The organism is Rhodovulum tesquicola, from assembly GCF_024128855.1.
GTDB lineage: Bacteria > Pseudomonadota > Alphaproteobacteria > Rhodobacterales > Rhodobacteraceae > Rhodovulum > Rhodovulum tesquicola.
On the sequence record NZ_JAMYDV010000022.1, the window covers coordinates 21187 to 44816 of the forward strand.

Annotated in this window: 24 protein-coding genes and 2 pseudogenes; 23 read left to right on the forward strand and 3 right to left on the reverse strand. The window is 65.3% G+C overall.

Annotation, left to right across the window (positions count from 1 at the left end; all coding sequences use genetic code 11):
- Nucleotide 1: 1 nt before the first annotated feature.
- A complete protein-coding gene (locus tag NHN26_RS14630; protein WP_132694250.1) occupies nt 2-1525 on the reverse strand; it encodes an MFS transporter in 1524 nt (507 codons plus the stop codon).
- 76 nt (nt 1526-1601) lie between these two features.
- Between NHN26_RS14630 and NHN26_RS14635 the strand changes: the two genes are divergently transcribed.
- Entirely contained in the window at nt 1602-2150 is a 549-nt protein-coding gene (locus NHN26_RS14635) for a TetR/AcrR family transcriptional regulator (protein ID WP_132694251.1), read from the forward strand.
- Nucleotides 2151-2201: 51 nt separating this feature from the next.
- Here NHN26_RS14635 and NHN26_RS14640 read toward each other — a convergent pair whose 3' ends face one another.
- Nucleotides 2202-2522 (reverse strand): H-NS histone family protein, encoded by a 321-nt coding sequence (locus tag NHN26_RS14640; protein WP_132694252.1) that lies wholly within the window; start codon nt 2520-2522, stop codon nt 2202-2204.
- A gap of 428 nt (nt 2523-2950) precedes the next feature.
- On the opposite strand from NHN26_RS14640, the gene NHN26_RS14645 reads away from it, so the two are divergent.
- The 13 genes and pseudogenes from NHN26_RS14645 to NHN26_RS14705 all read left to right on the forward strand — a co-directional run bounded on the left by NHN26_RS14645 (nt 2951) and on the right by NHN26_RS14705 (nt 10718).
- Nucleotides 2951-3355, forward strand: coding sequence for a single-stranded DNA-binding protein (locus NHN26_RS14645; protein WP_132694253.1), 405 nt, complete (start codon nt 2951-2953; stop codon nt 3353-3355).
- A gap of 143 nt (nt 3356-3498) precedes the next feature.
- Nucleotides 3499-3753, forward strand: a complete 255-nt coding sequence (locus NHN26_RS14650; protein ID WP_132694254.1) for a type II toxin-antitoxin system ParD family antitoxin — start codon at nt 3499-3501, stop codon at nt 3751-3753.
- A 46-nt stretch (nt 3754-3799) separates the two neighbouring features.
- Nucleotides 3800-4195, forward strand: a complete 396-nt coding sequence (locus tag NHN26_RS14655; RefSeq protein ID WP_132694255.1) for a hypothetical protein — start codon at nt 3800-3802, stop codon at nt 4193-4195.
- Between the two features lie 152 nt (nt 4196-4347).
- Nucleotides 4348-5547 (forward strand): DUF932 domain-containing protein, encoded by a 1200-nt coding sequence (locus NHN26_RS14660; protein WP_132694256.1) that lies wholly within the window; start codon nt 4348-4350, stop codon nt 5545-5547.
- A 125-nt stretch (nt 5548-5672) separates the two neighbouring features.
- Nucleotides 5673-6113, forward strand: coding sequence for a JAB domain-containing protein (locus NHN26_RS14665; protein ID WP_132694257.1), 441 nt, complete (start codon nt 5673-5675; stop codon nt 6111-6113).
- Between the two features lie 108 nt (nt 6114-6221).
- Nucleotides 6222-6740 carry a DNA repair protein RadC gene (locus NHN26_RS14670; protein WP_132694258.1) on the forward strand — a complete coding sequence of 173 codons (519 nt, stop codon included), beginning with the start codon at nt 6222-6224 and terminating at the stop codon, nt 6738-6740.
- 100 nt (nt 6741-6840) lie between these two features.
- A complete protein-coding gene (locus NHN26_RS14675) occupies nt 6841-7332 on the forward strand; it encodes a DUF6878 family protein (RefSeq protein ID WP_132694259.1) in 492 nt (163 codons plus the stop codon).
- Nucleotides 7333-7342: 10 nt separating this feature from the next.
- Nucleotides 7343-7720 carry a DUF6915 family protein gene (locus NHN26_RS14680; protein ID WP_253090127.1) on the forward strand — a complete coding sequence of 126 codons (378 nt, stop codon included), beginning with the start codon at nt 7343-7345 and terminating at the stop codon, nt 7718-7720.
- Nucleotides 7721-7763: 43 nt separating this feature from the next.
- Entirely contained in the window at nt 7764-7919 is a 156-nt protein-coding gene (locus tag NHN26_RS14685; RefSeq protein WP_435594212.1) for a hypothetical protein, read from the forward strand.
- Nucleotides 7920-7994: 75 nt separating this feature from the next.
- Nucleotides 7995-8415, forward strand: a pseudogene (locus NHN26_RS14690) (hypothetical protein).
- The gene (locus NHN26_RS14695; protein ID WP_132694140.1) at nt 8408-9052 is read left to right on the forward strand and encodes a DUF8835 domain-containing pootine; all 645 of its coding nucleotides are present in this window, start codon (nt 8408-8410) and stop codon (nt 9050-9052) included. The pseudogene NHN26_RS14690 and the gene NHN26_RS14695 overlap by 8 nt, the downstream one beginning before the upstream one ends.
- 57 nt (nt 9053-9109) lie before the next feature.
- The gene (locus NHN26_RS14700) at nt 9110-9703 is read left to right on the forward strand and encodes a DUF6088 family protein (protein ID WP_132694141.1); all 594 of its coding nucleotides are present in this window, start codon (nt 9110-9112) and stop codon (nt 9701-9703) included.
- Nucleotides 9696-10718 (forward strand): nucleotidyl transferase AbiEii/AbiGii toxin family protein, encoded by a 1023-nt coding sequence (locus NHN26_RS14705; RefSeq protein WP_132694142.1) that lies wholly within the window; start codon nt 9696-9698, stop codon nt 10716-10718. Before NHN26_RS14700 ends, NHN26_RS14705 begins: the two co-directional genes overlap by 8 nt.
- Nucleotides 10719-10740: 22 nt before the next feature.
- On the opposite strand, the gene NHN26_RS14710 is transcribed toward NHN26_RS14705, so the two are convergent.
- Complete coding sequence (locus NHN26_RS14710; RefSeq protein WP_132694143.1) at nt 10741-11037, reverse strand: hypothetical protein; 297 nt, start codon at nt 11035-11037, stop codon at nt 10741-10743.
- A gap of 177 nt (nt 11038-11214) precedes the next feature.
- Here NHN26_RS14710 and NHN26_RS14715 point away from each other — a divergent pair, with 177 nt between their 5' ends.
- From NHN26_RS14715 to NHN26_RS14760, 9 genes and pseudogenes are all read left to right on the forward strand, one after another.
- Complete coding sequence (locus tag NHN26_RS14715) at nt 11215-15573, forward strand: strawberry notch family protein (protein ID WP_253090128.1); 4359 nt, start codon at nt 11215-11217, stop codon at nt 15571-15573.
- Nucleotides 15574-15576: 3 nt separating this feature from the next.
- Nucleotides 15577-16608, forward strand: a complete 1032-nt coding sequence (locus NHN26_RS14720; protein WP_253090129.1) for a DUF7146 domain-containing protein — start codon at nt 15577-15579, stop codon at nt 16606-16608.
- 367 nt (nt 16609-16975) lie between these two features.
- Entirely contained in the window at nt 16976-17908 is a 933-nt protein-coding gene (locus NHN26_RS14725) for a DUF2493 domain-containing protein (RefSeq protein ID WP_253090130.1), read from the forward strand.
- An 86-nt stretch (nt 17909-17994) separates the two neighbouring features.
- Nucleotides 17995-18270, forward strand: coding sequence for a WGR domain-containing protein (locus tag NHN26_RS14730; protein ID WP_253090131.1), 276 nt, complete (start codon nt 17995-17997; stop codon nt 18268-18270).
- A gap of 48 nt (nt 18271-18318) precedes the next feature.
- A complete protein-coding gene (locus NHN26_RS14735; protein ID WP_132694147.1) occupies nt 18319-18567 on the forward strand; it encodes a FitA-like ribbon-helix-helix domain-containing protein in 249 nt (82 codons plus the stop codon).
- Between the two features lie 3 nt (nt 18568-18570).
- A complete protein-coding gene (locus NHN26_RS14740) occupies nt 18571-18993 on the forward strand; it encodes a type II toxin-antitoxin system VapC family toxin (RefSeq protein WP_253090132.1) in 423 nt (140 codons plus the stop codon).
- A pseudogene (locus tag NHN26_RS17615) lies at nt 18990-19967 on the forward strand (type IIL restriction-modification enzyme MmeI); the annotation flags it as partial. The gene NHN26_RS14740 and the pseudogene NHN26_RS17615, both read left to right, overlap by 4 nt.
- Before the next feature lies 1 nt (nt 19968).
- A complete protein-coding gene (locus tag NHN26_RS14755) occupies nt 19969-20175 on the forward strand; it encodes a transposase (protein WP_207893975.1) in 207 nt (68 codons plus the stop codon).
- A gap of 293 nt (nt 20176-20468) precedes the next feature.
- A complete protein-coding gene (locus NHN26_RS14760; protein ID WP_253090134.1) occupies nt 20469-23198 on the forward strand; it encodes a sensor domain-containing protein in 2730 nt (909 codons plus the stop codon).
- Nucleotides 23199-23630 lie beyond the last annotated feature (432 nt).

A 23630-nucleotide genomic window follows, 5' to 3' on the forward strand; every position in this document is an offset into this window, starting at 1 on the left:
GTCAATGGTTTGTGGCATCGGCGGGCTGGCGGTGCCCGGCAAGGGCGATCCAGACGGCCGCCGCCAGCGCCATGATCACCGCCGCCGCGCTGGTCAGCAGGACGGCATGGGTCTGACTGAAGGCCGCCCTGCCGACCGCGATCAGCGCCGCGCTCTGGACATCCGACAGCCCCGCGGCGACGATATAGGCATCGCCGATGCTGCGGGATGCAACGGCGGCCAGGTCGGGGGACAGCGACGCAGGTATCTCGATAGCGCGAGCGAAGGTGCTGGCCATGAACACGCCGAAGACGGTGATGCCTAGGCCGGTCCCCAGCTCGTAGCCCGTGGCCTCCAGCGATCCCGCCGCGCCGCCCTTTTCGGCCTCGACGGCGCCCATGATCGCGATGGAGGACGCGGTCAGCCCGATGCTGAGCGTCAGCCCCAGCAGGGCCAGCGCCGCGGGCACATGCCAGCCGGGATCGTGGAAATCCTGACGCGCCAGAAACAGCAGAGCCAGCGCCGCCACCGCCAGCGACAGGGCCGCGACCAGGCGCAGGCCGAGGCGGTTGGACAGCCAGCCCGCGACCGGCCCGCCCACCGCCGCCGCCGCCATGATCGGCACCATGAACAGCCCCGCCTCCAGCGGCGTCTTGCCCAGCACGTATTGCAGCTCCTGCGCCAAGGTCAGCTCAACCCCGGCCAGCGCACCGGAGGCCACCAGCGCCATCATCAGACCCGCCAGGATGGCCGGGCGCGACAGCAGCGACAGGTCCAGCATCGGTGCCGCAGCAAGCAACTGCATCCGCACGAAGACCACCAGCAGGGCCGCACCGCCTGCGATCACGGCAGCCGTCAGCGCGGCCGGGTGCTTGGCGCCGAAGCCTGCCTTGATGCCATAGACCACCGCGATCATCCCCGCGATCAGCAGCAGCGCCTGACCGACGGGCCAAGGGCCCGGGGTCACGCGCTCGGCCCGGGGCAGCAGCAGAAAGCATGCCGGGCCCACGACCAGCATGACCGGCACGTTGATCAGAAAGACCGAGCCCCACCAAAAATGCTCCAGCAGCGCGCCACCGACCAAGGGACCCATGGCCGCACCCGCGGCCCCGACCGTCCCCCAGAGGCCGAGCGCCATGGCGCGTTCGCCCGGATCCTCGAAGGTCTTGCGGATCAGCCCCAGCACGCAGGGCATGATCATCGCCCCGCCAAGCGCCAGCACCACCCGTGCGCCGATCAGCTGCGCCGGGCTCTGCGCGAAGGCCGCGAAGGCCGAGGCGACGGCGAAGACCAGCAGCCCGCACAGCAGGACACGCCGGTTGCCGACCCGGTCCGACAGCGTGCCCAGCGGCACCAGCAGGCCTGCCATGAGCAGCGGATAGATGTCGATGATCCACAGCACCTCGGTCCCCGTCGCGCCGAGCGCCTGTGTCAGCCGGGGCACCGCGACATGCAGGATCGTCATGTCCAGAACTACCGGCAGGAAGGCCAGCATCACCGCCAGCAGGACCAGCCAGCGCTTCGGATCGGGACGGGGGGTGGTCATGGCGCACCTGTTGATGCCTTTGACAGGCGCCGATATAAATACATATGTATGGATTTCAATGGGGCGGAGGACAGCGATGGGGCGGACGGCGATGATCACCCGTGACAGGCTGCTGGAGGTGGCCGAGGACATCGTGCGCAGCCGCGGCGGGGCGGCGCTGACCATCGGCGCGCTGGCGCAGGCCGCGGGCGTGTCCAAGGGCGGGGTGCAGTATTCCTTCGCCAGCAAGGACGCGATCGTGCGCGCGCTGATCGACCGCTGGACGGCGCAGTTCGACGCGCTGCTGGGCGATCCGCCACCCGAGGATCCAGTGCTCTTCGTCGATCGCTACATCGCGGCGACTCGTGCCTCGCAGCAGGCGCTGGATGCCAAGATGGCGGCCCTGCTGGTCAGCTATCTGGAGGATCCGGCCAACCTGCGCGAGACCCGCGCCTGGTATCGCGGCGTCTTCGCCCGCCTGTCAGGCGATGGGCCGGAGGCCCGCGCCGCCCGCGTGGCCTTTCTGGCGGTCGAGGGCCTGTTCCTGATGCGCATCAACGGCATCGACGACAAGGACAGCTGGGCGGGCCTGCTGGACGACGTGGAGGCAACCTTGCTGAGGCTAATCGAAACACCAGTCAAGTGAACGGGTCGACATGCCCAAATGCGCTTGCCCCGCATGATGACGGCCAAGCCTTCAACTGATGGCTAGGTCGCTCGCGGACTTCCCTGCCTCCAACGCCTCCACGAACCACTGCGGTTTGCGCCCCCGGCCGGACCAGGTGAGTGCCGGGTTCTCAGGGTGCCGGTATTTCGCCGCTGCCGGAGCACGGGTGATTTTCGTCTCGGTGCCGACAAGTTCGGCCAGGGAGTAGCCCAGATCCCGGGCGAGAGCTTCCACCTTGGCGCGGGCTTCCGCCTTCTGCCGGTCCTCGAATGTGGAGATCGCCTTGGCGACGTCCCCCTGCATTTTCTTCAGTTCGCTGAGCGACAGTGCCTCGAGATCGTAATCAGCCATAGATGCGCTCCGTGTCCTGAATGTCCCGTTATTGATAGTCTGTCGCGGCAGAGTGCCGCAATTCCCGGAAGGCAAGGGCAGGGGTGGCGGAGGCTTGTGATAGCTGTTTTCGCCGCCATGCAGGTGCTGGACTGGGGTCAGACTGTCCCGATCGGCAGGGTACAAGTTCTGCCATGGGCTCCCGCGCATCTCTGTCTCCTGGGCCATCCCGTCGACTGACAATCCCCTAATCCCGTTCGGTCTCTCGCGCGCAACCCCGCGTCAGTCCGGGCCGTGTTGGCCGCCTCCGGCGTCCTGCCCGCACCAACCCGGTCCTCTGGGGGTTTCCGGCGTCCGTGCCGTCCGCCGTGCACGCGTCAACCGACGGGCTTTTTCCGGGTCTTGTCGACGGGACGGTCCCGAAGACAGGACACACAGGAGCTTGACCCATGCAGAACATCGTCATCCTCGCCGGCAACATTGGCCAGAAACCCGAAGTCCGCACCACCCAGGGGGCTACCCGCATCACCAACTTCAGCCTCGCCACCTCGCGCCCCCGCCTTTCGGAAGGTCGCGTCCTGCGCGACGAGAACGGCTACCGGATCATGGACACGGAATGGCACCGCATCACCTGCTTCAACGGTCTCGGCAAGACGGTCGCGGAGCATTGCGAAAAGGGCATGAAGGTCCTCGTCCACGGCCGCATCCACTACACCAAGTGGATCGACAGCATGGGCAACGACCGCTACGGCTGCGAGATCATCGCCGAGAAGGTCGACTTCCTGAGCCGCCCGAAATCGGCCGAGAACGAAAACCCCGAGCTGGTCGACCGCGACGACGAGATCCCGTTCTGAGGAACGGGGCCTCCCCCTCGGGCCCGGCGGGGTAACCCGCCGGGTTCGGCGCGTGCTGACGGCAAGCCGCGCAGCGCGGCACCGGCATAGTTTGAAAAACATCGCTAATCTGTGCCAACTTCCTCGCAAAGGAGATCGCGACGATGGCCACGATGAACGTCTCTTTGCCCGGTCCCATGAAGGCTTGGGTCGAGGCTCAGACTCAGGACGGGCGCTACAGCAATGCCAGCGATTATGTGCGCGACCAGATCCGCTGCGATCAGGACCGCCAGCAGGCCATTTCCGAGTTGCAGCGGCTTGTCGATGAAGGTCTCGCAAGCGGTCCGGGTGCGCGTCTGGATGTGGAGGCATTTCTTGCCCGCAAGCGGGAGCAGAATACCAGAGCCGAAGATCGTTGAATACCATCTCTCACCCGCGGGGGCCGATCATCGAGAGGACTTGCGCATGAAGGTCGAGGACGAAGAGCGCATCGCGGCCAATCTCTCGAAGATCATGGCGATGATCTGCATCCGCAACACGCGGCTGGAGGATTTGCATGCCGGCATGCAGCCGGTGACGCTGACTGGTGATTACTCGGACGTCAGGGTGATAGACGCGACGGGCCAGACCATTCCGTGGCGCGAGGTTTCGCATGTCGATGATGCGCAGATGGCGGACTTGATGCGGGAGATCGTCAACCGGCTGTTCACTTTCCACATGAGGCGGGACGACCCGAGCTTCCGGGACCATCTGGAGCGCTGGATGACCGCGTCGAATAAATGGGACAACCCGGTGCTCGATACGGCCTTTCTCGACGCAGTGGCCGAGCCGGGAGCCGCCCCGAAAACCCGAGGCGCCTGACGGCTTGACGGTGCCCAAGTCCCAGCCGGAGGCCCGGCCTGCGATGACGGCCTGCGCATCAGCGTGCCGAGAGTCAGAGGGGGGCTGGTCGCTTTCGTGACGGGTTGAGGGCTGGGAGAGTGGCTCCCGGCGCCTGTCACGGGAGATAACCGATGGGCGTTGTTGACATTTTGGATCCGGATCAGCCGGTGCGGACTGGCGGCTGGAAAGTGGATGTGAGCCGGGGTGAGCGGAACGGGCGGGTGTCGTCGGAATGGTTCAACCGGCCCGATGACGAGCGGTATCTTTCGCTCGATGATCTCTGGGCCAACGTGAAGGCTCGGTCCGAGCGCAGCCGCAGCCGTGTGGTGCAGACGGCCGACATCCGCGTCGAGGCGACGCGCGAGAGCGCCGAACGACTGCACCTTGTCCTGCCGAAGGCGCCGGAGCCGGTCGCGCCCACGCACTGGGCCTTCGGCCAGCTTGCCAGCATCGTCGGCGCCCCGGCCTCGTACCTGCGGCAGTTGCCCGCGCCGCTGGCGGGGATCAACCTGCAATACGGTCTGACCAACCACCGCGCAGAGCAAGTGAAGACTTTCGAAACCGAAGATGGCCGCACCGAACTGCGCGCAGTGACCGGCCCCGACTACGGCCGTATCCACGACCACGAACTGGTCGAGGCGGTGCAGCGCATCGCGGGCAATGGCACCGGCGACACGCGCTGGAAGGTGCCGGGCGTGCTCGACTGGTCGACCGGCGTCTACAACCCCGATGTCGAGATCAGCCGCGACACGACCACGCTCTATGCGTCGGACCGGGATGTCTTCCTGTTCCTGGTCGACGATCAAAACCCGATCGAGGCGGGCCGCCTGCCTGACGGTTCCCCCGATCTCTACTTCCGGGGCTTCTACTGCTGGAACTCCGAGGTGGGGGCCAAGACCCTCGGCATGGCGAGCTTCTACCTGCGGGCGGTGTGCCAGAACCGTAACCTATGGGGCGTCGAGGATTTTCAGGAGATCAAGATCCGCCACTCGAAATACGCCGCCTCCCGCTTCGCCCATGAGGCCGCCCCGGCGCTGACACGGTTCGCCAATTCCTCGCCGCAGGGCTTCGTGAACGGCATCAAGGCGGCGCGGCAACAGATCGTCGCGCGGACGGACGAGGACCGGGATGACTTTCTGCGTAAACGTGGCTTCTCGAAGGCCGAATCCGGCAAGATCATCGAGAAGGTGCTGATGGAAGAGGGCCGCCCGCCCGAAAGCATCTTCGATTTCGTGCAGGGCATCACGCGGCTTGCGCGCGACAAGACCCAGCAGGATGCCCGCCTCGACATGGAAGGGCGCGCCAAGAAGCTCCTCGACCGGGTCGGCTGACGCGGACCCCGCCACAGCGACCGCCCGCATGCGCGGCGGTCGCGCTTTCCCCTTCCAAATGCATGCCGCTGGCCCCGCCCCGAGAGGGCAGGGGGCCTTGGTGTGTGCAAGTCAGCGAGACCCCTATGACCCCCCAGGAAGAAACCGTCATCCTTGAGGCCCGTGACATCCTCGGCCGATACCTCAGCCAGAACGCGGTCATCGGCAGCTGGCAGGCGCTGATGGACTATTGCGCACTGACCGTCCGCGGGCCCATCGAGCGCTTCCACGTCCTCTACCTCGACCGCAAGAACAGTGTCATTTCCGATGAGCTTCTCTCGACCGGCACGGTTGACCATGTCCCGGTCTATCCGCGCGAGGCGATCAAGCGGGCGCTGATGCTGAACGCCAGCGCCCTGATCCTGATCCACAACCACCCCTCGGGCGATCCGACGCCGTCGGAGGCCGATCTCAGCATGACCAGGCAGATTCGGAAGGGCTGCAAGTATCTCGGTCTGACGCTGCATGACCACATCATCGTCGGTGCGGGGACGGAGCTGAGCCTGCGGGTCCTGGGCAAGTTCTGAGGGTTCATCAGACCTGCCTCCGTCGCCCCTTCGAGGAAGAGGGCGGCGGTTTGGTCTTTGACGGATGAGGCGGGCAGAGAGGCTTCCCGCGCCGTCGGAGGTTTCCCCATGTTCGACTTGTCCCTGCCTATCCACCCGACCACCGGCGTGCGGGGCGTCCCGCCGGGTTTTCCGTCTGGCGACACCGACCCCAGTCACCCTTTCGCCCTGACCCTGTCGCGCCGCGCACCGGCCGATCTGATGTCGGGCCGCGCCGCCCCGCTGGTCCTCGCCCGCTTCCCGACGCTCGCCGAAGCCATGCAGGGTGCGATCGACCACGCCGAGGGGATGGCCACGGATGCCGCGCCCCAGCTTCTGGCGATCTTCGACCGCGACGAGCGCCTCGTGCTGGCCGGGGCCGCCAGCGACGGGTCCGTCGCGTGGTGCTACCCAGTGACGAGCGCGGCCGAGGCGCGCTGCGTCGTGACCGAGGCGATTCAGCTGCGTGCGCAGGCGGGCCGCGCGGCCGACTGGGATGAGCCCGATCTGGCGCAGCGGCTGCGCCACCGTGCCGATCTTCTGGATGCGCGGCTGGTCGATCCGCTCTGGCGCGCCTTCGCCGCCCGGGCGCTCCAGGTCGCGGCGTGACGCCGGAGAGGCAGAGACGGGCAGGGGGGATTTGGAGCTTGCCCGGGGGAGAGAGATCGTCCGGACCGGCTCCGATCCTTCCCTTTGCCGGAGACACCCGATGACCCTGACTGAACCCACCCTCGCGCCGCCGATGGCACCCTCGACCGTCGACATGGCGCAGATCTTCGCGGCGCACGTCGAGCGCGCCGCCCGGATCGACGCCCTGCGCCCCGGCAACAAGGACCGCCTCTTCGACGGCCTCATGGCCGCCGGCATCACCCATGTCACCGTGACCTTCGACGGTGCCGGGGACAGCGGCCAGATCGAAAGCATCGGTGCCTGGTCCGGCGAGACCGCCATCGACTTCCCCGCGGCCGAAATCGAATATGCGGCGCTGACTTGGGACGACCCCGAGGTCGAGATGCGGCAGCTCTCGCTGGAGGATGTCGTCGAGCAGCTCGCCTACGACTTCCTCTCCGACACCCATGGCGGCTGGGAAAACAACGACGGCGCTTACGGCGAGTTCTGCTTCGACGCCGCGGCCCGCTGCATCCACCTCGAGTTCAACGAGCGCTTCACCTCGTCCGAACTCTACACCCATGATTTCTGAGGGGGCGGCGATGGCACATCCCTATCACCACGCCCTGTCCTCGGTGAAGAAATGGGGCGGCACGGTCGACGATTTCATCGCGGTGCATGCCTGGTTCGATGCCAGCAAGGAGATCACGGCCGACTTCCGGCACCGCGCGCTCCGCCACCATGCCGAGGGCATCTTCATGGCCGAGACGATTTTCGGTCCGACGCTCACCCTCTCGACTGGGCGCATTATCCCGACCCGCTGGGTCGGCGAGCAGCATGTGAAGGAAGACCTCGGCTTCATCCCGAGCTTCGCCGACTGGGTGAAGGCCATCCGGCCCGAGCCCTGGATGGGCCGGTCCGAGCGGATCGAAGCGCTGGTCGATCCGCATCTCGCTTCACCCGTGGTCGAGGTCGCCTGAGATGATTGACCCGGCCTATCAGCGCCTCGGCCTGCCAGCGGAGGTGTCGCCCTACGCCGTCCTGCGCGCGGCAGTCCGGGCGCTGCACCCCGACACGCGCGCCGTTCGCGGCTTTCGCACGGCGCGCAAGCGCTTCTACCGGCAGATGCTCTGCGCGCATGCCGCGCGACAGGCGGCGGGCGACGAGCCAAACGCCTGATCTCCGCCAGCCACCCTTTCATCCCAACCCAGCGCCCGGCCGCTCGGCCGGGTCTTCCCCATCCAGGAGGTCCCCATGGCGGATTACTTCACCCATTTCTCGTGCCTGCTCGATGTCGGCACCCCCGACAAGGCTGCCCGCGCGCTCGCGCTGTTCCAGAGCTTGCGCGAAGCCGATCAGGACGCCGAAGACCCGGAGGTCGCGGGCTTCAACCTCGTGCGTCAGGACGTGCCCGAGGGCAGCAGCCTCTGGATCCATGACGACGAGCACGGCGATGTCGAAGCTGTCATCCGCTTCGTGCTGCGCCTGGCAGAAGAACTCGACCTTACCGGTCTCTGGGGGGTTTCAGTATGCGCTGACCTGTTCGCGGCCTCGCCTCGACGCCTTCGGCGGTGGCGCGCATGCCATCGATCTCGGTGCCCGCAAATCCATCGGCTGGACCAGCAGCCAGGAATGGCTCGCCGCCGCGCTGAACGGGGAGGACACCGATGCCTGAGGTGATCTGCACCACCGTCTACCAGTTCCCCGAACTCTCGGAGGCGGCCAAGGAAAAGGCGCGCAGCTGGTATCGCGAGCTCGGGCCCCGTGACGATTGGTGGGACGCGGTCTACGAGGATTTCGAGCGGGTCTGCGAGATCCTCGGTATCCGCCTGAAAACCACACCCGTCCGCCTGATGGGCGGCGGGACGCGGGCCAGATCCTGCATCTGGTTCTCCGGGTTCTGGAGCCAGGGCGACGGGGCCTGCTTCGAGGGCTACTGGTCCCACGCCAAGGGCGCGGCCGCGCGCATCCGGGACTACGCCCCGACGGATGCGACGCTGCATGGCATCGCGGACCGGCTGCTGGCCATCCAGCGCCGGAACTTCTACCAGCTCGCTGCCGAGGTCAGCCACCGCGGGCGCTACTACCACGAATACACCATGTCGATCGACGTCACGCGCGACAGCCCGACCTGGCAGCCGCCGACCGAGGATGCGGAGGAGATCGTGACCGAGGCGCTGCGTGATCTGGCCCGCTGGCTATACCGCCAGCTTGAGGCCGAATACGACCACCTCACCTCGGATGAGGCCATCGAGGAAGGGATCATCGTCAACGAGTATTCGTTCACGGAAGCCGGGCGGCGGTTCGGGTGAGAGCGCACGGTTGAAAACTGTCAGAAATCTGCGTATATTTCTGACAAAGGAGCGATCATGGAGCGCATGGCCGAGAGCATTATGAATGTCGCTACGGCGTTGCCGGAGGGGGTGCCCTTGGCAGCGAAGGGGCTCCTGCACCTCGGCTCGCGCGCGGCGGTCGATCAGACGCTGTCGCGTCTGGCCGCGCGCGGCGAGCTGATCCGTGCAGGACGCGGCATCTACATGCGCCCAGTCCAGACACGCTTTGGTCCGCGCAGTCCGTCCGCTGAACAGGCGATTGAAGCGCTCGCTGTGCAGCGGGGCGAGACGATCGTGCCGAGCGGCGCTGCCGCGGCAAACGCTCTGGGCCTGACCACGCAGGTGCCGGTCAAGTCGGTTTACCTCACCTCGGGGCGAAGCCGTGTGCTGAACCTTGGCCGGCAAGCAGTCGAACTGCGTCATGCGCCGCGCTGGCAGTTGGCCCTTGGGAGCAAGACCTCGGGCCAGGCCGTCCGTGCGCTGGCCTGGCTCGGGCCGGATGAGGCCCCCAAGGCTCTCCCCTTTCTGCGATCCAAGCTCACGGACACGGCAAAGACCGAACTCGTGTCCGCCGCGCCGCAGTTCCCGACTTGGCTGGCACGATTGGTTGGAGAGATGGTTCATGGCTGAGGCATTCCTGCGCCTCACCGCCAAAGACCGACTGGATGCTCTTGGCGTCGCAGCCGATCGGCTTGGTCGGCCAGCCCACCTCCTCGAAAAGGACGTCTGGGTGGTCTGGGCGATCCAGCAACTGTTTGGATCGCCCGTCGGCACAAACCTCGTCTTCAAGGGTGGCACCTCTCTGTCGAAGGCCTACCAGGTCATTGACCGGTTTTCCGAGGATGTGGATCTGACATTTGATATCCGGGCGCTGATCCCGGATTTGCTCGAGGGCCGTGAAGATGCCATGCCCGCCACATCCAGCGAAGAGCGGCGCTGGTCGAAGCGTGTCCGACAGGCTTTGCCAGAATGGGTGGCCGGGACCATCCAGCCGATCCTGCAGCAGGCGATTGATCGGGACGGGATCGATGCCGGCCTTCGGATTGACGGCGACAAGCTGTTCATCGACTACCCGCACCTCGCCCAAGGCACGGGATACGTTTCTCCGAGCGTGATGCTGGAATTTGGCGCGCGTTCTACCGGAGAGCCGGCATCAGCGCGAGACATTGTCTGTGACGCAGCGGGGGCCGTTGACGGCCTTGAGTTTCCGACTGCTCGCCCGCGCGTGATGCATGCAGAACGGACCTTCTGGGAAAAGGCAACGGCGATCCACGTGTTCTGTTTGCAGAGCCGTATGCGAGGGGATCGCTTTTCCAGACACTGGCATGATGTCGCCCGGTTGGACGCAGCGGGCATCGCCGCTGCGGCCATCGAAGATCGCGCACTTGGGACCGCTGTCGCAAAGCACAAGGCGATGTTCTTTGCAGAGAAGGCAGCGGATGCCACATGGATCGATTACGGCGCCGCAACCTCTGGGCATCTACAACTGGTCCCGGGCGGCGATGCTCTCAAGGCTCTCGCCGACGATTATCGCCGGATGGTCGAGGACGGCCTGCTTGCATCAACACCAGAGCCCTTTGGCGACTTGATGGACCGCTGCGCGGACATCGCGCGCAAGGCCAATGCAGCGTTCAAGCCTGACTGACCATCTTTTCGGAAGATTCCCGTTACTTGTTCCCGTCGATCCACTTCGACATGAGCCCCTTGTTGCGGAAGCACTCATCCGGCACGGCGCGCCGTTTGATCCGGGCGAGTTTCTCTGCGAAGGCCACCTGCTTGGACGTGGGCAGCCGGTCCATGTCGGATACTGGTTTCAGCCGGGCCTGTGCCTCGATCCAGGCACTCAGGGACCGGCGGTCCTGCTGCACCTCCCACGGCAGGAGGGTCTGGTTGCGCAGGGCGAGAGACCGCGCATAGGCGATCTGCTTGGGTGTTGCGGGCAGGGCGTGCGTGGTGCTGTCCATCGGGAAACTCCCTTTCTGGCTTGGGCTTCAATATAGAACATAAGGGGAACATAATCAAGCCAAGCGTCCGGGTTGCGCCGGTTCGAGAGGAAAAGGGGGGCGGGGAAAGATCAGGCCTGAGGGTGCCCGAGAGAGGGTGCCCGATCCTGATCCTGTCCCTCATTCCGGAGTTTCCCCATGACCTATCTCGCCCCTGTTGCGCCTCCCGTTCCTGTTCCATCTCGCGATCCCGCGTCCGCGATCCTCGCTGTCGCCGAAGCGCTGCAGCCCGATCTGGCACAGGGGTTCCAGATCGACGCGGTGCGCCTGCGGCTTGAGATGGAGCGCGCCTTTTGCGGCTCCGATGCCGATGGCGCGTGGGACTGGAAGCTTGCCTATGAGGCGGGCGAGGTGGCGCTGGTCCTCTTCCTGCGGAAGTTCGGCCGCGCGCTGCTCGCCCGGGCGGGCTCGCCCGCTGCCCTGCTGCCGATCCTTACCAAGGTCGCGGGCCTGTTGCCCACGCATACGCGGCGCTCGGAGGAGATGGAGCGGTTCCAGCAATTCAGCACACCGCTGCCCATGGGTCTCGCGGCCCTCGCCGGGGCGCAGATCACGCCCCGAGACCTCGTCCTCGAACCCTCGGCCGGGACCGGACTTCTGGCGATCCTCGGCGAGATCGCAGGTGGCGGTCTCGCGCTGAACGAGCTGGCCGATACCCGCGCCGATCTTCTGCGCCTCCTCTTTCCGGGGCGTCCCGTGTCCACGTTCGACGCCGCGCAGATCGATGATCATCTGGACGCGGGCTTTCGCCCGAGCGTTATCCTGATGAACCCGCCCTTCTCGGCTCTGGCCAATGTCGATGGTCGGACGACCGAGGCGACGGCCCGGCATCTGCGCTCGGCGCTTGCGCGGCTCGCTCCTGGCGGGCGGCTCGTCGCCATCACCGGAGCCGGCTTCGCGCCCGATGCGCCCGCCTGGGCGGACGGTTTCGCCCGCCTGACCGAGTCTGCTCATCTGATCTTCACCGGTGCTGTGTCCGGCACCGCCTTTGCCAAACATGGCACCAGCTTTGAAACCCGTATCTCGGTCTTTGACAAATGCCGCGGTGGAGAGGCGGGCGGCATCGCCGCCGATCTGGCGCGCCCGATATCGCCGGATGTGGCCAGCCTTCTGTCGCTGATCACCACCCATATCCCCCCGCGCCTCGAGTTGGAGCCTGCTGACCCAGTAGGGCCGGGCCGCTCTTCCCCCTTCCCGGGAAATCCTGCCCGTACCACGCGCACGGCCATCAGCACATCGCGCGCTGCGCCAGCAACACCCACCACCACTGGCGCGCAGATCGAGGCCGCGGACCTCACCTACAGCCTGCGGGATGCAACCGAGGCCAGTGCCAGCGCGCGCCTTTCGGATGCCATTTATGAGAACTTCAGTCTGCAGGCCATCCACATCCCCGGCGCGGCACCACACCCGACCAAGCTGGTGCAGTCGGCCGCCATGGCCTCGGTCGCGCCCCCGAAACCGACCTACCACCCCAAGCTGCCCTCCGCCGTCCTGCGCGACGGCCTGCTGTCTGATGCCCAACTGGAGACGGTCATCTATGCGGGCGAAGCGCATGGCGCCTATCTCGCGGGGTCGTGGTCTGTCGATGAAACCGGCGACATGGTCTCGGCCGCACCGGAGGATGCCGCTGACGCTGTCCGCTTCCGTCGTGGGTTTTTCCTTGGCGACGGCACCGGGGCGGGCAAGGGCCGGCAGTCGGCCGGGATCCTGCTCGACAACTGGTGCCAGGGCCGCCGCAAGGCGCTGTGGATCTCGAAAAGCGACAAGCTGCTGGAAGATGCGCAGCGCGACTGGTCGGCCCTTGGCCAGGAGCGGCTGCTGGTCACGCCGCTCTCGCGCTTCGCGCAAGGCCGCGACATCCCGCTGACCGAAGGCATCCTCTTCACCACCTATGCCACGCTGCGCTCGGAGGAACGCGGCGCCAAGAAATCCCGCGTCGATCAGATCGTCGACTGGCTGGGGGCGGATTTCGACGGGGTGATCCTGTTCGATGAAAGCCATGCCATGGCGAATGCCGCCGGGTCGAAGGGCGAGCGCGGCGACACGGAAGCCTCGCAGCAAGGCAGGGCGGGCCTGCGACTGCAGCACAAGCTGCCCAATGCCCGCGTGGTCTATGTCTCTGCCACGGGGGCGACGACGGTCCACAACCTCGCCTATGCTCAGCGCCTCGGGCTTTGGGGCGGGGAGGACTTTCCGTTCGCAACGCGGGCGGAATTCGTACAGGCCATCGAGGCGGGGGGTGTCGCCGCGATGGAGGTTCTGGCCCGCGACCTGCGGTCCCTTGGCCTCTACACTGCCCGGTCGCTGTCCTATGACGGCGTCGAATACGAGATGCTGGAACATGCGCTGACCCCCGCGCAGCGTGGCATCTACGATGCCTATGCCGAGGCCTTCGCCATCATCCACAACAACCTCGCCGCCGCCATGGAGGCCGCGAACATCACGGGCGACAGCGGCACGCTGAACCGCCAGGCCAAGTCTGCCGCACGCTCGGCTTTCGAATCCGCCAAGCAGCGCTTCTTCGGCCATCTGCTGACCAGCATGAAAACCCCTACGCTGATCGCCGCCATCGAAGCTGATCTCGCAGCGGGTCACGCCTCCGTCATCCAGATCGTCTCCACCGGCGAGGCGCTGATGGAACGCCGCCTGTCGGAAATCCCGACCGAAGAGTGGAACGACATCCGCGTCGACATCACGCCTCGGGAATATGTCCTAGATTACCTCGCCCATTCCTTCCCGGTGCAGCTCTACGAGCCCTTCACCGATAGCGAGGGCAATCTCTCGTCCCGACCCGTGGTCCGTGGCGGCCAGCCCATCGAATGCCGCGAAGCCGCCCGCAGGCGGGACGCGCTGATCGAGAAGCTGGCATCACTTCCGCCCGTGGCCGGGTCGCTGGATCAGATTGTCCAGCGCTTCGGCACCGATCTCGTGGCCGAGGTCACAGGCCGGTCGCGCCGCATCGTACGAAAGGGCGAGGGTCCTGCGGCGCGCCTCGTCGTGGAAAGCCGCGCGGGGTCTGCCAACCTCGCGGAAACCGCCGCCTTCATGGACGACCAGAAGCGCATCCTGGTCTTCTCGGATGCCGGGGGGACGGGGCGCAGCTATCACGCCGATCTCGGGTCGAGGAACCAGCGCCTGCGCGTCCACTACCTTCTGGAGCCCGGGTGGAAGGCCGACGCGGCCATTCAAGGCCTCGGGCGTACCAACCGCACCAACCAGGCGCAGCCGCCGCTCTTCCGTCCCGTGGCCACCGATGTGAAGGCGGAGAAGCGTTTCCTCTCGACCATCGCGCGCCGCCTCGACACGCTCGGCGCGATCACGCGCGGCCAGCGTCAGACCGGGGGTCAGGGTCTCTTCCGCCCGGAGGACAACCTCGAGTCCCCCTATGCCCGCGATGCCCTGCGCCAGCTCTACCGCCGCCTCTATCGCGGCGATGTGGCGGGCTGCTCGCTTGCGGCCTTCGAGGATGCGACGGGGCTCAGCCTGACCGACGACACTGGTCTGAAGGACGACCTGCCGCCGATCACGACCTTCCTCAATCGCCTGCTGGCGCTGACGATCGACATGCAGGCCGTGCTCTTCTCGGCCTTCGAGGAACTGCTCGATGCGCGGATCGAGGGGGCCATCGCCGCCGGGGCCTATGACCTCGGGCTCGAGACGCTGCGCGCCGAGAGCTTCCGCATCACCGACGCCCGGGTGATCTATACCCATCCCGGCTCCGGCGCCGAAACCCAGCTGCTGACCATCGCGGAGAAGCGGCGCAACACGCCGACCTCGCTCGCCGATGCGCTCGACTGGCTCGACGATCCGAAGGCGCGCCTGCTGGTCAACAGCCGCTCCGGCCGGGCCGCGGTGCAGGTTCCCGCCACCAGCCTGATGCTGGACGACGGCACCATTGAACCTCGCCTGCGCCTGATCCGACCCACCGAGGCCAGCACGGTTCCGGCCAGGATCATGGAGGACACGCATTGGCTGGAGGCCGACCGCGCGGCGTTCGATGCCGCCTGGACCGCGGAACTGGCCGAGGTGCCGGAGTTCAGCGAGTCCACGCTGCATATCGTGTCGGGGCTGCTGCTGCCGATCTGGAAGCAGCTCCCGCAGGATGAAACCCGGGTCTACCGGCTGCAGACCGACGACGGCCAGCGCCTCATCGGCCGCCGCGTCTCGCCCGCCTGGGTCGCGACCACGCTGGCAGATGACGCGCCGAAGCTCAGTGCAGCGCAGGTCCATGCCCTTGTTCTTGAGGGCAAGACGGTCGTGCGGTTGGCTGAAGGGATGGAACTCCACCGGTCCCGCGTCATGGGCGTCAACCGGATCGAGCTGTCCGGCTTCACCGAGGCCGCCAAAGACCGGCTCAAGGCCGATGGCTTCTTCTCGGAGATCATCAGCTGGAAGCTGCGGCTGTTCTGTCCGACCGACCCTACCGGCATCGCTGTGCTGGATCGCCTGCTTGCACGTTGTCCTGTGACGGGACTACATGAACGCGGAGGGTGTTGAGCCATGTATTCTGAGACCGAAGATGTAATCCGCGCTCTGGCGGAGAATGCCGAGGGCGTGTGTCGCGCCTACCTTCCCGCCGGACGGCGGGAAGGGTCCTACTGGATCGTTGGCGATCTGCAGAACAACCCTGGACGGTCGCTCTTCGTGCGGCTGACCGGGCCTGCATCAGGGCCGGGTGCTGCCGGCAAGTTCGCCGACGCCGCCACGGGAGAGCATGGCGATCTTCTCGACATCATCCGCGAGCGGACCGGCATCTCCCGCTTTCCCGACCTTCTGGCCGAGGCCCGGGCGCATCTCGGTCGTCCGCAGCCGGTCCTCCCGGACGTGCCAGTGCCGAAGAAGTCCAAGGCCCCCGGTGGCACGCCAGCGGCAGCGGCGCGCCTCTTTGCGGCTTCGGTCCTGATCGCAGGCACGCTTGCTGACATCTACCTCCGTTCGCGGGGCGTCACCCAAGGTGGCACCATGAGCGCCCTGCGCTTCCACCCGAAGTGCTGGCATCGGGATGAGGGCCAGACCCGAAGCGTCCCCAGACCGGCGCTGATCGCGGCGGTCACCGATGGGGCAGGGGTCTTGCAGGGCGTGCACCGCACCTGGCTGGCGCCGGACGGACAGGGGAAAGCAGATGTCGAGACGCAGCGGCGTGCCATGGGTCACCTCCTGGGCAATGCCGTCAGGCTCACCCCACATGACGACATCCTCGTTGTTGGCGAGGGCATCGAGACCATGCTGTCCCTGGTTGAGGCAGTGCCCGGCCTTCCCGTCTGGGCTGCGCTCTCGTCCGGTCACCTCGGGGCCGTCCTGCTGCCGGAGGGGGTGCAGCGCCTCTACATCGCCATCGACCGCGATCCGGCCGGGCAGCGCGCGGCGGAGAGGTTGAACGCCAGAGCCCTTGAGGCCGGGATTGCCGTGCGGGTGCTGGAACCACGGCTCGGGGATTTCAACGATGATCTCCGGGCGAACGGCAAAGAGGCGCTGCGCCAGCATCTGGCAGGTCAGATCGGGCCCGAGGATCGGCATCGCCTGTTGGGCTGAGTTACGTCGCGCAAGGGGCGGCCCGGGAGTGCGGGGCGGTGGTCACGGATTTCTATCGTGGCTGTGGATCGTCGCTTTGCCTCTTCCCGGGCAATCTCATCCACCCGTCACCCACACGGCCTTCAAGAGATGGGCAGGCGGCCGTCAAAGGTGCCGCCCCTTCAAGGACGGGGGGCGACTGATTTCCGCCGACGGGGACGAGCCCCGCCTTTGCATCGCGAGGCAAATCAGCCGCCCCCCGTCCTCCTCCACATGCGTTCCGGCCCCGAAAGGGGGTGAAGGGGCGTCCCCCGCGACGGCATCCGCAGCCCATGAAGGCCGCGCGGGATGACGCGCGGACGAGTTGAGGCCCGGAGGCAAGAAACCGATGACGATCCACACCCACGACGACGCGTATGAACCCGCCCACACCGCATCCCAGACCGCCCATGCGCTCGACGAGCTGCAGCTCTATGGCTACCGCCCCTTTGACGAGCCCGATCCGCGCCCGATGCCCGACGGTCAGCGCCTCGCGGTCGCCGTCGCCGACATCTTCGATGCCCTCGTCGCGACCCTGGAAGACACCCGCATGGAACCCGACCTCGAAGAGGTGCTCTGGGGCCAGGTCAACCTCTTCCACCGCGCGACGGCCCGGATCGAGCGGTCGCTCGATGAAAATGAACAGGCGCAGCGCCGCCTCCAACGCGAGCAGGACGGCTCCGAGGTGAAATCCGTCGAACTAGAGCGCCTGACGGCCGAAGGCCTGACGTTGATCGAACGGCGGAACTGCATGGACATGATGCGCGATCACGCAGCGACCGAGTTCGTCCATCACACGGGATCGACCTGGCGCCCCCGCACCGGCTCGATGGTGAACCGCCAGCACATGACCGCAGCGCTGATCGACAGCCGCGACTTCTTGGCCGCCAAGCGCCGCGCGGAAACCGAGGTGATGCTGCCCGCAGGCCCCAAGGTCGCCCTCACCGGTGGGACCGACTTCAACGATCACCGCCTGATCTGGGGCAAGCTCGATCAGGTCCGCACCAAACATCCCGACATGGTCCTTCTGCACGGGGGAAGCCCCAAGGGTGCCGAACTCATCGCCGCCAAATGGGCCGAGTCCCGGGGCGTGACGCAGGTGGCCTTCAAGCCCGACTGGACCAAGCATGCCAAGGCTGCCCCCTTCAAGCGCAACGATGCCATGCTGGACGTGCTGCCTGTGGGCGTCCTCGTCTTCCCGGGCAATGGAATCCAGGAGAACCTCGCCGACAAGGCCAAGAAGCTCGGCATCCCGGTCATGAAGTTCGAGAAGGGGGCGTGAGCCCCCTTTTCCCCTTCGCGGGGAAATCGAGGTGGAAGCGCAGACTTCCACCTGATATTGTGGCAAAAACCTTACCCGATCACTACATGTACCACAGCCCGATCCAGCTCCATGTCTTCCCGACCGACGTGCAGATGCGCCGGATCGATCCGGCGTGCAACATGCGTCGCTTCTATCGGCTGAGTGTGCAACGCGACCTCTTCGGTCGCGCCAGCCTCGTACGCGAGTGGGGCCGGATCGGCTTTCGGGGGCAGATGATGGTCGAGACCCACCCAGATGAAGGCAAGGCCATCACCGCTTTGATGAAGCTCGCAGCGGTGAAGAAGCGGCGGGGCTATGAGGCTCTGCACTCAGGCGATTAGTCTTGATCGCATTGATTGCGATGATTACACTCTTCTCAGGAGGATATCATGGCAAGCATTACCATCCGGAACCTTGACGATGACGTGAAGCGCCGCCTTCGCATACGCGCAGCCGAGCATGGCCGCTCGATGGAGGAAGAGGCGCGCGAGATCTTGCGCCATGTCGTCGGCGAAGCGAAGCCATCCCACGATCTTGCCGCGGCCATCCGTGCACGGGTCGCGCCTCTGGGTGGCGTTGATCTCAACCTTCCGCAGCGTGAAGCCATGCGTGAACCGCCCGCGTTCGACCAGGCCTGACGCATGATCATCCTCGATAAGAATGTCATCTCGGAGCTGTTGCGCCCGGCTCCGGAGCCCAAGGTCGAACACTGGCTGTCCGCTCAGGACGGGCTCAACGTCTACCTGACCTCGATATCGGAGGCAGAGCTGCGCTACGGCCTCGCGATCATGGGGAACGGCAAGCGCCGCGCCGCGCTGGTTGACGCCGTGGACCGTATCCTGCGCGAGGACCTCGCCGGTCGCATCCTGCCCTTCGACAGCGACGCCGCGCAGTCCTATGCCACCATCGCCGCCGCACGTCGCGCCGCCGGGCGACCGATCGCCCAGGCCGATTGCCAGATCGCCTCCATTGCCCAAACCCGTGGTGCCACCGTCGCCACGCGCAATACGCCTGACTTCGAGGGTTGCGAGATCGACCTGATCAACCCCTGGACAGCCGCATGAACGCCGTTGAAATCGAACAAGCCGTTTCCGAACTTGCCGAGCAGCCCTTTGATGCGGCCGAATTCCCCTATGCCTTCCTCATGGCCTTTGGAAACAAGGACACGACCATCAAACGGCTGCGCACCGGCGCGTCGAACAAATCCGACCTCGGCGGCGTCCTGCAGACCAACAACATCCACCTTGCCACCTGCGCGCCGGGCGACATCGCGGCGACCCTGACCGCCCTTCGCGACAGCCCCGCCACCACCCGCGCCAAGGCAAAGTTCATCCTCGCCACCGACGGCATCGACCTCGAGGCCGAGGACATCACCACCGGCGAAACCATCGCCTGCCGCTACACCGATTTCCCCGACCATTCCGGCTTCTTCCTGCAGCTGGCCGACATCTCCATGGTCAAGCAGATCCGCGAAAGAGCCTTCGACATCCGCGCGACCAGCCGCCTCAATCGGCTCTATGTCGAACTTATCAAGGACAACCCCGACTGGGGCAGCGCCGACAAGCGCTACGACATGAACCATTTCATGGCGCGGCTGATCTTCTGCTTCTTCGCCGAAGACACCGACATCTTCGTCAGCGACAACCTGTTCACCGCCACCATCGACTAGATGGCAAACCGCGACGGGTCGAACACGCACGAAGTCATCGGCGAGATTTTCCGGGCGATGAACACGCCCATCCCCAAACGGGCCGAGGCCAAGCTGCCCCGTTGGGCCGACACCTTTCCCTACGTGAACGGCGGGCTCTTCTCGGGCAGCACGGATGTGCCGCGCTTTTCCAAGATCGCGCAGCGCTACCTGTCCCATATCGGCAGCCTCGACTGGACACAGATCAACCCCGACATCTTCGGCTCCATGATCCAGGCCGTCGCGGATGAAGAGGAACGCTCGGTCCTCGGCATGCACTACACCTCGGTGCCGAACATCCTGAAGGTGTTGAACCCGCTCTTCCTCGATGATCTGCGGGCAGAGCTGGAGGTTGAACGACGATGAGAAGCTCGAGATCGTTTTATCGGTAGGCATGGGCGGCGCGACGGTGACGCAGGTTGCGCAGCGGCACGATGTGTCGCGGCAGCAGATCTATGCCTGGCGGCATGAGTTGAAGAAGCAGGGTCTGCTTTCGGCATGTCCGGAGGCGCAGTTTCTGATGAGCGACAACCAATTTGGCCGACGTATTGCCTCATGAAGGAATGTTCCCGAAGCGGTGGCTGTCGCCTCATCCGGAATGTTGCCGAGCTCCTACCGTTCAGGGGCTGCGGGTTCCTCGCAAAGGAGATCGCGACCATGGCCACGATAAACGTCTCTTTGCCCGGTCCCATGGCCGAAGCAGTAACGCGCGCGGCGCCGGACGCCGCGGCGTCTCCGCGATGATTGTGCGCGGGGCCTCTTAAGAAATGTAATAGCATTTCGTGGCTTTCCAGTCAGATGATATTAATCTTTGCAAGCTATGTTTTTTCACGATTCGGTATTTAGAACGAGATGGCCATAAAACGCAGCTTGACACTCAGCCCGTTCGTATTCGCGCTGTGTTACGCAATCTTCGGCGCCGGGTACATCCTGTTCAGCGACCGAATTCTGACCAGCTTGGCGGGCGACTACGCGCATTATCAACAGCTTCAAACCGCCAAGGGGTGGGTCTTCATCCTGTTTACTGCCGTTGGCCTGTGGCTCCTGATGCGCCGGGCTTGGGCACGACTCTCGCAGGCGGCCGAGGCGGCGATCAAGGCGGAAGACCGGCTGCGACTCGCGCTGACGGCCGCGGGTGGGTTGGTCTGGCAGGCACGCGTTTCGCCCGAAATCGGCACCGAGTGGCAGGTGACGGGGGGCCTTGCCCGTCAATTGAATCTGCCTGAGGGGCGATGGTTCGGCTTTGACGAGATGGCCGCGCACCTGCATCCGGCCGACCTGGCCGAGTTTCGGCGCCATTTCGAGCGCATCGTTCCGGGCCATCCCGAGATCGTGGAAAGCCTGTTGCGGTTCGACATGCCGGATGGAACCCGTCGCTGGATCAAGCTTGTGCCGGATTGTCGCAACGAGGCGGGTACGTCCGAGGAACCGCTCCTCGGGGTAGCCTTCGATCTGACCCGGCAGCAGGAGGCGTCGCAGGATCTGGCCGAGGTGATCTTTGGCGCCGGGCTCGGCACCTGGCGGTTGAATGTCGCCACGAGAAAAAATCAGATCAATGACAGATATGCCGAGATGCTGGGCTACAGCCGCGAGGAACTGGAGCCGGTGACGGAGGAGAGCTTCCTGACCCTCGTTCATCCCGAAGACGCGGTGAAGCTGTACGAAAACCGGGTGGCCCGGTCAAAGGCCGGGGATTACGTCTTCTCCGATGAGATCCGCATGCGGCACAAGGACGGGCACTGGGTCTGGGTGCTGAGCCGCTGCCGCCCCGTCGATTTCGCTTCGGATGGCACGCCAAGCGTGTTGTCGGGCGTGCATATCGACATCTCCGACCGCAAGGCACTGGCCGAGAAACTGCGCCTAGAAAGCGATTTCCTCAAGCGGCTGGTCGAGACCTCCGTCTCGGGCATCGTGGCGTTTAACGACAAGGGGCGCATCTATTTTGTCAACAAGGAGGCGACCGCGATTTTGGGCCTGACGTCCGAGCAGCTGATCGGGTTGCCGCTGGTGAACGATTACTGGACGTTGACCGAACTGGATGGTACGCCGATGGTGCCCGAGGATTTTCCCGGTTTCAGGGTGATTGCGACCCAAACCACCGTGCGCGATCGTCGGGTCTCGATCCGGCGACACGATGGCAAGACCCTGTCAATCTCGATCACTGCGGCGCCGATGCGGATGTCCGATGGGGGGTTGCAGGTGGTCGCCACCCTGACCGACATCACCGCGCAACTGGCGAACGAGGCGCTGTTGCATAACGCGGCTGCCGAGGCCATGCACGCCGCCCTGCATGACCCGGTCTCGGGTCTGCCGAACCGGGAATTGTTCGAGGATTCCCTCGCCGCGGCCATCGTCAAAGCGCAGCGTGACCGGGGATATTTGCTTCATGTCTTTCTGGATATCGACAATTTCAAGCAGGTCAACGACCGATTCGGCCACCATGCCGGAGACCTGCTGATCCGCAAGGTGGCAGCACGGCTCGAAAGGATCCGGCAGGGGCCGCAGGTTCTCGCGCGGGTCGCGGGCGACGAGTTCACCTTCCTGCACCCCTATGCCCCCGGCGAGGACACGCGGGAGGTGCTGACACGGCTTGCCTCTGTTTTCGAGCTGCCCTTCGACCTCGGGGGCTATGTTGTTCATATAAGTGTCAGTATGGGCGTCAGCGTCTATCCCGAGGATGCCACCTCTAGCGAGGAGTTGTGGCTGAGCGCCGATCTGGCAATGTATGAGGCGAAGGCGCGCGGCCGCAACCAGACTGTGCGCTTTACGGCTCCCCTGCGCGAGCGCGAGGCAGAGGAGGCGCGCATCGCGCAGATATTACAACGGGCGCTGAAGGCTCGGGCCTTCGAGATCTTCCTCATGCCGCTGGTGGATTTGCGGCAAGGGGGCCGGGTTGTCGGCGCCGAGGCTTTGTTGCGCAGCACTGAGCCGGATTTGCAGGGGATCGGTCCCGCCGTCTTTCTGCCGGTGGCCGAGCGCACCGGCCTGATGCGGGCGCTTGATCTGATGGTGGTCGACATGGTAGGTGCTGCCACGGCACGGCTGCGCGCGGCGGGTTATGCGCTGCGTATCTCGGTCAACCTGTCTCCCGACAGCCTGCATGAGACCGGCTTCGGCCTCGAGCTGCTCTCGCATCTGGATCAGGCCCAGCTTGGCGCGAGGGATGTACGCTTCGAGTTGACGGAAGGGGCGCTGGTTGATCTGAGCAGTCCCGCCCGCGAGGTTATCGACCTGCTGCATGATCGCGGCTTTGAACTTTCGGCCGACGATTTCGGCACCGGCTATTCCTCGCTGAGCTATCTTCACAAGCTGCGTCTGAGCGAGCTGAAAATCGACCGCAGCTTCGTGCAACGGCTTGAAACGGCGGAAGAACCTTCGGACGAGATCGTGCGTGCAATTCTCGCCATGGGGCAGGCGCTGGGGCTGTGCGTTGTAGCCGAAGGGATCGAGACAGAGGCGCAACACGATTGGCTGCGCCGTCACGGCTGCCCCCTCGGGCAGGGGTATCTGTTCGGCAAGGGTGTCGATCTCGACACCTTCTTGCAGCAGCATCTGACGCCGAAGGTGCTTCAAGGATCCTGAAGTGCGCCTAGGTGTTCCTGCTAGCCCCCCATTTCGGTCGCTTCTGCCGACTTGGCTGAAGCGGTAAGTCTTGCGGCAGCTAGATGAACGTCGATTCCAGCAGTCAGAACGGCCGTGGCTGCGGCATCAAGCAGAAGGGCAGCGGCGTGCGACATTTGCCCGCCTGCTGCGCTAGCTGCAGAGGCAATCACTTCGGCGATATCCTCTTCATCAAATCTCGCACTCATTTTTGGAACCTCTTACTCTTCAACGCTCAAAAGCTCTTGCTCAGCTGCCAGACGACCCAGACTTTGTTAATCATGCAATGGCCTGCTGCCGGTTTCGTGGACACGAAGATAAGATCGTGACCAAGGACCTGGAGATCGGACATGGTAAGACGGAAGTTCACGAAGGAGTTCAAGTTTGAGGCTGTGAAGCTGGTGACAGATCGGG

What these genes read in the sequence shown, in the direction of transcription:
- NHN26_RS14675 (WP_132694259.1), top strand. Translation starts at nt 6,841, where the DNA reads ATGACCCTGACTGAACCCACCCTCGCGCCGCCGATGGCACCCTCGACC.
- NHN26_RS14735 (WP_132694147.1), top strand. Translation starts at nt 18,319, where the DNA reads ATGGCAAGCATTACCATCCGGAACCTTGACGATGACGTGAAGCGCCGC.
- NHN26_RS14705 (WP_132694142.1), top strand. Translation starts at nt 9,696, where the DNA reads ATGGCTGAGGCATTCCTGCGCCTCACCGCCAAAGACCGACTGGATGCT.
- NHN26_RS14730 (WP_253090131.1), top strand. Translation starts at nt 17,995, where the DNA reads ATGTACCACAGCCCGATCCAGCTCCATGTCTTCCCGACCGACGTGCAG.
- NHN26_RS14630 (WP_132694250.1), bottom strand. Translation starts at nt 1,525, where the DNA reads ATGACCACCCCCCGTCCCGATCCGAAGCGCTGGCTGGTCCTGCTGGCG.
- NHN26_RS14635 (WP_132694251.1), top strand. Translation starts at nt 1,602, where the DNA reads ATGGGGCGGACGGCGATGATCACCCGTGACAGGCTGCTGGAGGTGGCC.
- NHN26_RS14665 (WP_132694257.1), top strand. Translation starts at nt 5,673, where the DNA reads ATGACCCCCCAGGAAGAAACCGTCATCCTTGAGGCCCGTGACATCCTC.
- NHN26_RS14680 (WP_253090127.1), top strand. Translation starts at nt 7,343, where the DNA reads ATGGCACATCCCTATCACCACGCCCTGTCCTCGGTGAAGAAATGGGGC.
- NHN26_RS14740 (WP_253090132.1), top strand. Translation starts at nt 18,571, where the DNA reads ATGATCATCCTCGATAAGAATGTCATCTCGGAGCTGTTGCGCCCGGCT.
- NHN26_RS14710 (WP_132694143.1), bottom strand. Translation starts at nt 11,037, where the DNA reads ATGGACAGCACCACGCACGCCCTGCCCGCAACACCCAAGCAGATCGCC.
- NHN26_RS14720 (WP_253090129.1), top strand. Translation starts at nt 15,577, where the DNA reads ATGTATTCTGAGACCGAAGATGTAATCCGCGCTCTGGCGGAGAATGCC.
- NHN26_RS14715 (WP_253090128.1), top strand. Translation starts at nt 11,215, where the DNA reads ATGACCTATCTCGCCCCTGTTGCGCCTCCCGTTCCTGTTCCATCTCGC.
- NHN26_RS14700 (WP_132694141.1), top strand. Translation starts at nt 9,110, where the DNA reads ATGGAGCGCATGGCCGAGAGCATTATGAATGTCGCTACGGCGTTGCCG.
- NHN26_RS14645 (WP_132694253.1), top strand. Translation starts at nt 2,951, where the DNA reads ATGCAGAACATCGTCATCCTCGCCGGCAACATTGGCCAGAAACCCGAA.
- NHN26_RS14725 (WP_253090130.1), top strand. Translation starts at nt 16,976, where the DNA reads ATGACGATCCACACCCACGACGACGCGTATGAACCCGCCCACACCGCA.
- NHN26_RS14650 (WP_132694254.1), top strand. Translation starts at nt 3,499, where the DNA reads ATGGCCACGATGAACGTCTCTTTGCCCGGTCCCATGAAGGCTTGGGTC.
- NHN26_RS14655 (WP_132694255.1), top strand. Translation starts at nt 3,800, where the DNA reads ATGAAGGTCGAGGACGAAGAGCGCATCGCGGCCAATCTCTCGAAGATC.
- NHN26_RS14660 (WP_132694256.1), top strand. Translation starts at nt 4,348, where the DNA reads ATGGGCGTTGTTGACATTTTGGATCCGGATCAGCCGGTGCGGACTGGC.
- NHN26_RS14640 (WP_132694252.1), bottom strand. Translation starts at nt 2,522, where the DNA reads ATGGCTGATTACGATCTCGAGGCACTGTCGCTCAGCGAACTGAAGAAA.
- NHN26_RS14670 (WP_132694258.1), top strand. Translation starts at nt 6,222, where the DNA reads ATGTTCGACTTGTCCCTGCCTATCCACCCGACCACCGGCGTGCGGGGC.
- NHN26_RS14695 (WP_132694140.1), top strand. Translation starts at nt 8,408, where the DNA reads ATGCCTGAGGTGATCTGCACCACCGTCTACCAGTTCCCCGAACTCTCG.
- NHN26_RS14760 (WP_253090134.1), top strand. Translation starts at nt 20,469, where the DNA reads ATGGCCATAAAACGCAGCTTGACACTCAGCCCGTTCGTATTCGCGCTG.